Origin of the sequence: Tropicimonas sp. (assembly GCF_047971885.1) — a bacterium.
Lineage (GTDB): Bacteria > Pseudomonadota > Alphaproteobacteria > Rhodobacterales > Rhodobacteraceae > Tropicimonas.
Map to the genome: position 1 here is coordinate 1 of NZ_JBKEAE010000109.1, position 5,990 is coordinate 5,990.

Annotated in this window: 6 protein-coding genes; 3 read left to right on the plus strand and 3 right to left on the minus strand. The window is 64.6% G+C overall.

Annotated features, from left to right (window positions below; all coding sequences use genetic code 11):
- The coding region (gene glyA / locus ACK5IR_RS09400) for a serine hydroxymethyltransferase (RefSeq protein ID WP_416928207.1) at positions 1–926 on the minus strand (926 nt) is incomplete at its 3' end.
- Positions 927–1,065: 139 nt separating this feature from the next.
- Here glyA and ACK5IR_RS09405 point away from each other — a divergent pair.
- Both ACK5IR_RS09405 and ACK5IR_RS09410 read left to right on the plus strand, forming a co-directional pair.
- On the plus strand, positions 1,066–1,821 hold the full coding sequence (locus tag ACK5IR_RS09405; RefSeq protein WP_416928209.1) for an NAD kinase: 756 nt from the start codon (positions 1,066–1,068) through the stop codon (positions 1,819–1,821).
- Positions 1,822–1,937: 116 nt separating this feature from the next.
- Positions 1,938–3,533 carry a peptide chain release factor 3 gene (locus ACK5IR_RS09410; RefSeq protein ID WP_416928211.1) on the plus strand — a complete coding sequence of 532 codons (1,596 nt, stop codon included), beginning with the start codon at positions 1,938–1,940 and terminating at the stop codon, positions 3,531–3,533.
- A gap of 48 nt (positions 3,534–3,581) precedes the next feature.
- Here the strand turns inward: ACK5IR_RS09410 and ACK5IR_RS09415 are convergent, their stop codons facing one another.
- A complete protein-coding gene (locus ACK5IR_RS09415; RefSeq protein ID WP_416928213.1) occupies positions 3,582–4,889 on the minus strand; it encodes a hypothetical protein in 1,308 nt (435 codons plus the stop codon).
- Positions 4,890–5,034: 145 nt separating this feature from the next.
- A complete protein-coding gene (locus ACK5IR_RS09420; RefSeq protein WP_416928215.1) occupies positions 5,035–5,457 on the minus strand; it encodes an OsmC family protein in 423 nt (140 codons plus the stop codon).
- Positions 5,458–5,554: 97 nt separating this feature from the next.
- Between ACK5IR_RS09420 and ACK5IR_RS09425 the strand changes: the two genes are divergently transcribed.
- On the plus strand, positions 5,555–5,990 hold a 436-nt coding region (locus ACK5IR_RS09425; RefSeq protein ID WP_416928217.1), incomplete at its 3' end, for a DMT family transporter.

The window sequence follows — 5,990 nt, forward strand, 5'->3', positions numbered from 1 at the left end:
CCCTTCATCAGCTCGTCGGCCATGGCCTGGGCGTTCTTCACGACCTGGGCGGCGTAATCCTTGAAGCCCGGTTGCAGCGCCTCGCCAAAGGCGACGGCCTTTGCGGCGATTACATGCATCAACGGGCCGCCCTGCAGGCCGGGGAATACCGCCGAATTGATCTTTTTCGCGAGATCGGCGTCATTGGTCAGCACCATGCCGCCGCGCGGGCCGCGCAGGGATTTATGCGTCGTCGTGGTCACGACATGGGCATGGGGCAGGGGCGAGGGATGCTGGCCACCGGCCACGAGGCCCGCGATATGCGCCATGTCGACCATCAGCCAGGCCCCGACCTCGTCGGCGATCTTGCGGAAGGCGGCCCAGTCCCAGACCCGGCTATAGGCGGTGCCGCCGGCCACGATCAGCTTGGGCTTGTGGGTGCGGGCGCTTTCGGCAATCGCCTCCATGTCCAGCAGCTGGTCCTGCTTCCTGACGCCATAGCTGACCACGTTGAACCATTTGCCCGACATGTTCACCGGGCTGCCATGGGTCAGGTGACCGCCCGAATTCAGGTCCAGCCCCATGAAGGTATCGCCCGGCTTCAGCAGCGCCAGAAACACCGCCTGGTTCATCTGGCTGCCGCTGTTCGGCTGAACATTGGCGAAGTCGCAACCGAACAGTTCCTTGGCCCGGTCAATCGCCAGATCTTCCACGATATCAACGAATTGGCAGCCGCCGTAATAGCGCTTGCCGGGATAGCCTTCGGCATATTTGTTGGTCAGAACAGAGCCCTGCGCCTGCAGCACGGCCCTGGACACGATGTTTTCGGATGCGATCAGCTCGATCTCGTCGCGCTGGCGGCCCAGTTCCTGGCCGATGGCCTTGGCGATGGCGGGATCGGCGTCGGCAAGGGGGGCGGTGAAAAAGGCTTCGGTCTGGGTGCTCATCGGCTGTCTCCGGCTGGACTGCTGCGGTCGGCGTCTCTTTAGCCGAGGCTGCCGTCCGCATAAACAGGGAATCCGACATGGGGCTTGCCTTCTGCGCCAACAGGCTGAAATCTGGCGGCGTTCAGCGAGGAAAGGCCCGATGGCACCCAGATTGATGTTCGTGGCCAGCGATACGGGCGTTGCCCAGACCTCGCTTGCGCGGCTGACAGCGCGCTATGGCCAGACGCGCCAGTCCGAGGCCGAGGTGATCGTGGCCCTTGGCGGCGACGGGTTGATGCTGTCGACGCTGCACAAGAATACCGGCCTGCCGGTCTATGGCATGAACCGGGGCACCATCGGTTTTCTGATGAACGACTATCACGAGGACGACCTGCCCGAACGGGTCGCGATGGCCGAGGAAACGGTCACCAACCCGCTGGCCATGCTTGCGGGCGCGGCCGATGGTCGCGAGCATCGCGCGCTGGCCATCAACGAGGTCAGCCTGCTGCGTGCGGGCCCCCAGGCCGCCAAGCTGCGGATCAGCGTCGATGGCCGCGAGCGGATGGAGGAACTGGTCTGCGACGGCGCGCTGCTCTGCACGCCCGCCGGATCGACTGCCTATAACTATTCGGCCCATGGCCCGATCCTGCCCATGGGTTCGGACGTGCTGGCCCTGACCGCCATCGCCGCCTTTCGCCCCCGCCGCTGGCGCGGGGCGATCCTGCCCAACTCCGGCACCGGCCGTTTCGACGTTCTGGAGCCCGAAAAGCGTCCGGTCATGGCCGATGCCGACTCGCGCGGGGTCGAAAGGGTCCACTGGGTCGAGATCCGCTCGGAGCCCGCGATCCAGCACCGCATACTGTTCGATCCGGGCCACGGCCTCGAAGAACGCCTGACCCGCGAACAGTTCGTCTGACCCATCCCGCCTGCTTGGGTCCTCAAATATCCTGCGGGGGGGTGGGGTGCACAAACCCCCCCACCGCCGACCGCGCCGCTTTGCGCAAACCCGCAAGCCGCGATACATCGCCGGCCATGGAAAACCGCCCTGCACTCCCGCCCGAAATCGCCCGCCGCCGGACCTTCGCGATCATCTCGCATCCCGACGCCGGCAAGACCACGCTGACCGAAAAGTTCCTGCTGTTTGGCGGGGCGATCCAGATGGCCGGTCAGGTGCGCGCCAAGGGCGAGGCGCGGCGCACCCGGTCCGACTTCATGAAGATGGAGCAGGACCGGGGGATTTCGGTCTCGGCCTCGGCCATGTCCTTCGAATATGACGGGCACCGCTTCAATCTGGTCGACACGCCGGGGCACAGCGATTTCTCCGAGGATCCCTATCGCACCCTGACCGCCGTCGATGCCGCGATCATGGTGATCGATGGGGCGAAAGGCGTCGAATCCCAGACCCGCAAACTGTTCGAGGTCTGCCGGCTGCGCGACCTGCCGATCCTGACCTTCTGTAACAAGATGGACCGCGAAAGCCGCGATACATTCGAGATCATCGACGAGATTCAGGAAAATCTGGCCATCGACGTGGCGCCCGCAAGCTGGCCCATCGGGGTCGGTCGCGACTTCATCGGTGCCTATGACCTGTTGAATGACCGGCTTGAGATCATGGACCGCGCCGACCGCAACAGGGTGGCGGAATCGATCAGCATCAAGGGGCTGGACGATCCGAAACTAGAGGGTCACATCCCCGCCGACCTCTTGTCCAAGCTGCGCGAAGAGGTTGAGATGGCGCGTGAGCTGCTGCCTGCCTTTGACCGGCAATCCTTCCTCGAAGGTCATCTGACGCCGATCTGGTTCGGTAGCGCCATCAACAGTTTCGGCGTCAAGGAATTGATGAGCGGGATCAGCGAATACGGCCCGCAGCCCCAGCCACAGAACGCTGCCGAACGCCAGATCGCGCCCGAAGAAGGTCGCGTTACCGGCTTCGTCTTCAAGGTGCAGGCGAACATGGACCCCAAGCACCGCGACCGCGTGGCCTTCGTGCGCCTCGCCAGCGGCCATTTCGAGCGCGGGATGAAGCTTACCCATGTGCGCTCGAAAAAGCCGATGGCAGTGTCGAACCCGGTGCTGTTCCTTGCCGCCGACCGCGAGCTGGCCGAGGAGGCCTGGGCCGGCGACATCATCGGCATTCCGAACCACGGGCAATTGCGCATCGGCGACGCGCTGACCGAGGGCGAGGGGCTGCGCTTTACCGGCATCCCCTCCTTCGCGCCGGAACTGCTGCAGACCGTTCGCTCGGGCGATCCGATGAAGGCCAAGCACCTGGAAAAGGCGCTGATGCAATTCGCCGAGGAAGGTGCCGCCAAGGTGTTCAAGCCGATGATCGGCTCGGGCTTCATTGTCGGCGTGGTGGGCCAGCTGCAATTCGAGGTGCTGGCGAGCCGCATCGAGATCGAATACGGCATTCCGGTCCGCTTCGAATCCTCGCAATTCACCTCTGCGCGTTGGGTCAGTGGACCGCAGGCGAAACTGGATGCCTTTGCCAACCAGAACAAGCAGCACATGGCCAGCGACCATGACGGCGATCCGGTCTATCTGACCCGGTTGCAATGGGACATCGACCGCGTGGTGCGCGATCACCCGGACCTGAAGCTGACGGCGACGAAAGAGATGATGGTGTGAGTGCCGCCGGAGGCTGGCATGCTCTGCGTGCCATGCCCCCCGTGCGATCTATTTCCTCTGCTCGAACAACCAGTCGCGCAATGCCGGAATGGTATAGGCATGGTGCCATGTGTTGACATGGCCCGCCCCGGGTGAGGCCGGGGCGCTCGGGTCCAGAACGCTGCCTGCGGTGAATGTGGTAAAGAACACATTGCTGTCCGTGCCCGAGGCGCGGATCGCCGCGACTGCCTGCGCCATGTCCTGCGCCGGGGCCTTTGCATCCAGCTGACCTCGGGCAATCTTCGCGCCATTCGCGGCAAGTTCCTCCATGATCGCGGTCATACCGGGAAAGGCCTTGCTGTCATCCTCGGACACGATGGCCCAGAATTTCGCACCGGCCAGCGGCGCGACAAGCGATGCGTCCCATTGCCCTGCGACGCAGAGCGTGGCGGCGAAAAGATCGGGCTCGGCAATGCCCAGGGCGATGCTGGTCATGCAGCCGCCCGACTGGCCGGTCGTATAGAGCCGGTTTCTGTCGATGCTGTAGTCCTTGGCCAATTGCGCCAGCAGGCGTGGGACCAGATCGACATAGACCGAGGTTTGCGAGGCGTCATTGGTCAGCGGCACCGGGAATTGCGGGGCCAGCACAAAGGCGGGGTGACGGGCCTGATCTTCGGGGCGGGCGAATGAGACGGCACCCAACCCCTGTTGCAGGGTCCGGCGCGGGTTAGAGCCGGTGACGCCGGCATCATGCATGAACAGGACCAGCGGATAGCTTTGCCCCGGATCGTAATTCTTGGGGATATACAGGTTGTAATCCAGCGTCAGTCCGGTCTCGGGATCGGTAAAGCGAAACTGGCGGAAATCATCGACAATGACATTCGTCGTGCGGGTATTGATGACCCCCAGCATGCCGGGATCGACCTGCGCCCCGCTGGCGAAGGTCAGCGGCCCTGCCATCTTCACGATGAGCGCGGCGGCCTTGTCCAGATCCGGGCCGAAGACAGGCGCGGCAGCATCGGCCGGGTCAAGCGCGATGACAATGAAACGTCCGCTCGCCGCAGGCGCCGCGGGATCGGCGGTGTCGGCGACCCTGACCGACAGGATGTTGCGCTCCTCGACGGTAAAGCTGCCGATCCCGACAGAATCGGCTGAAACCGGCTCTGCCAGTTCGACGACTGCAGCCGTCACTTTCTGGCCGTCGCCAAAGACCTCGGTCACGGCTGTGACCGCCCGGATGGCATCGTCTTGAAAGACGCTGCGATTCACCTTCGGGCCGCCGGCGCCGGAGGGGCCTTCGATTGCGCCCTGCGCGTGCAGCATCGGGGCGGGTGACAGCATCAGCAGGGTCAGACAGGTCAGGCTGATCCGTTTCATTGCAGGCTCTCCATTCCGGGTGGGATATCCGTTCGTCGCGCTGCCTGCACCAGCTGTGGCGGGCAGCGGTCATCAACCTCTGACAGCGGGCCAACCGCCCGGACTGCATCCCGGGCGGCGGCGGGTGGCCGAATGGCGTTCCGCCTTACACCACCGTCACATCCAGCGTGATTTCGGCCTTCAGCACCTTGCTGACCGGGCAGCCCTGTTCGGCCTTTCTCGCCGATTCCTCGATGACCGCCCGGTCGCCGTTCCCCGAAACCCGCGTCGTCAGATGCGCGGTCTTGATGGCGAAACCGCCCTCGACCTGATCCAGCCCGATCTTCGAGGTGGTCTCGATCACCACATCGGTCACGCCCGCGCCGGCCAGAATATTCGACAGCGCCATGCTGAAACAGGCGGCATGGGCGGCGCCGATCAGTTCCTCGGGATTGGTTCCGGGGGCGCCTTCGAACCGGGTCCTGAAGCCATAGGGCTGCTCGGACAGCACCCCCGATTGGGTCGAGACGGTGCCCCTGCCGTCCTTGAGCCCGCCTTCCCATCTTGCCGAGCCGGAATTGACGATCATTTCAGTCTCCTTTCGGGGTGAATTCGGGACATAACGCCGGCCGGCTTGCGCGGGTTCACGCGCCGGCCTATCCCGGCAAGAAATAACGGGGGACGGAATGCCGGTCTATGAACTCGCCGCATTGGGGGCGGCGGCCTGCTGGGCGATTACCGGCATCCTGTCGCAATCGGCGGCGCAGGCGCTGGGGCCGTTCGGTTTCAACCGTCTGCGTCAGGGCATGGTGGCGGCGATGCTGGCGGCGATCGTCTTTGCCACCGGGCGCTGGCAGGGGATCGAAAGCGGCGACCTGCTGCGGCTGGCGCTGTCGGGTGTCATCGGAATTTTCCTTGGCGATACGCTGCTTTACGTGTCATTGATCCGGCTGGGACCACGCCGGGCGGGGGCGCTGTTTGCGCTGAACGCGCCGATTGCCGCGGTCATGGGCTGGCTGTTTCTGGGCGAGGACCTGCCGCCGCTGGCCATTCTGGGGGTCGTGCTGTCCACGCTGGGCGTCGCCATGACGGTGCTGGGCCGGGCAGGGCGCTCGGGCGGGC

Excerpts from the sequence above, each read along its gene's own strand:
- ACK5IR_RS09405 (WP_416928209.1), top strand. The coding sequence starts at position 1,066 with ATGGCACCCAGATTGATGTTCGTGGCCAGCGATACGGGCGTTGCCCAG.
- ACK5IR_RS09410 (WP_416928211.1), top strand. The coding sequence starts at position 1,938 with ATGGAAAACCGCCCTGCACTCCCGCCCGAAATCGCCCGCCGCCGGACC.
- ACK5IR_RS09415 (WP_416928213.1), bottom strand. The coding sequence starts at position 4,889 with ATGAAACGGATCAGCCTGACCTGTCTGACCCTGCTGATGCTGTCACCC.
- ACK5IR_RS09420 (WP_416928215.1), bottom strand. The coding sequence starts at position 5,457 with ATGATCGTCAATTCCGGCTCGGCAAGATGGGAAGGCGGGCTCAAGGAC.